The organism is Nonomuraea sp. LPB2021202275-12-8 (genome assembly GCF_037044575.1).
Classification (GTDB): Bacteria; Actinomycetota; Actinomycetes; order Streptosporangiales; family Streptosporangiaceae; genus Nonomuraea.
In genome coordinates this window covers 1-1028 of the sequence record NZ_JBAHWD010000127.1, presented here as the reverse complement: position 1 = coordinate 1028, position 1028 = coordinate 1, and the positions used below count along the sequence as shown (strand labels likewise).

The 1028-nt window shown below is 66.4% G+C and carries 1 protein-coding gene; it reads right to left on the bottom strand.

Annotation, left to right across the window (positions count from 1 at the left end):
• Positions 1-30 precede the first annotated feature (30 nt).
• Positions 31-1028 (bottom strand): IS256 family transposase (locus V5E28_RS49005; protein ID WP_336217191.1); only part of this gene is annotated, 998 nt, incomplete at its 5' end.

Genomic DNA, 1028 nt, shown 5'->3' with positions numbered 1-1028 from the left:
AGCAATCGTCAAGACCTGTGGATCAAGTTCTTAAGCGGCTGCCGATGAAGGTTGCCCCTCAGGGCGTTCGACGAGTTTGCCGTTGACGAATGTCGCCCCAGCGCGGACCAGAGCGACGAGATGCGGAGCGTTGACCGCGCGCCAGCGAGACTGGGCTGACTCGATCAGCTTGAACGCCATCGCGAGTCCGGCCGCCCGCGAGCCCGGGCCCTTGGTGATCTTGGTGCGGTGCCGGACCGTGGCGAACGTCGACTCGATGGGGTTGGTCGTGCGCAGGTGGATCCAGTGCTCGGCCGGGAAGTCGTAGAACGCGAGAAGTTCGTCCAGGCCGTCGGTGATCTTGGCCACGGCCTTGCCATACTTGGCGCCGTAAGCCGATTGGAAGGCCTTCACCGCCTTCAGGGCGTGGTCCTTGTCCTCGGCGTTCCAGATCTCCGCTAGTGCCTTCTTGGCGGCCGGATGCGCTGACTTCGGTAGCGCCCCCAGCACATTGGCGATCTTGTGAAACCAGCACCTCTGCGCTCTGGCCTGCGGAAACACCTCACCCAGCGCGCCCCAGAACCCGAGCGCACCATCGCCGACGGCCAGCACCGGCGCCCGCATCCCCCGCCGCGCGCAGTCACGCAGCAGATCGGCCCACGACTCGGTGGACTCGCGGTAGCCGTCGGCCAGCGCGATCAGCTCCTTACGCCCATCGGCACGCACCCCGATCAGCACCAGCAGGCACAACCGCTGCTCCTCCAGACGGACGTTGACGTGAATGCCGTCGGCCCACAGATAGACGTAGTCAACGCTCGACAGATCACGGCCTGCGAAGGCACGCTGCTCCGCCTTCCACTGCTCGGTCAGCTTCGTGATCACCGGCGCCGACAGGCCGGCCGCCGACCCCAGGAACTGCCCCAACGCGGGCACGAAGTCCCCCGAGGACAGCCCGTGCAGATACAGCAGCGGCAGCACCTCGGTCACCTTGGGGGTCTTACGGCACCACGGCGGCAGGATGGCGGAGGAGAAGCGTTTGCGCTCGCCGG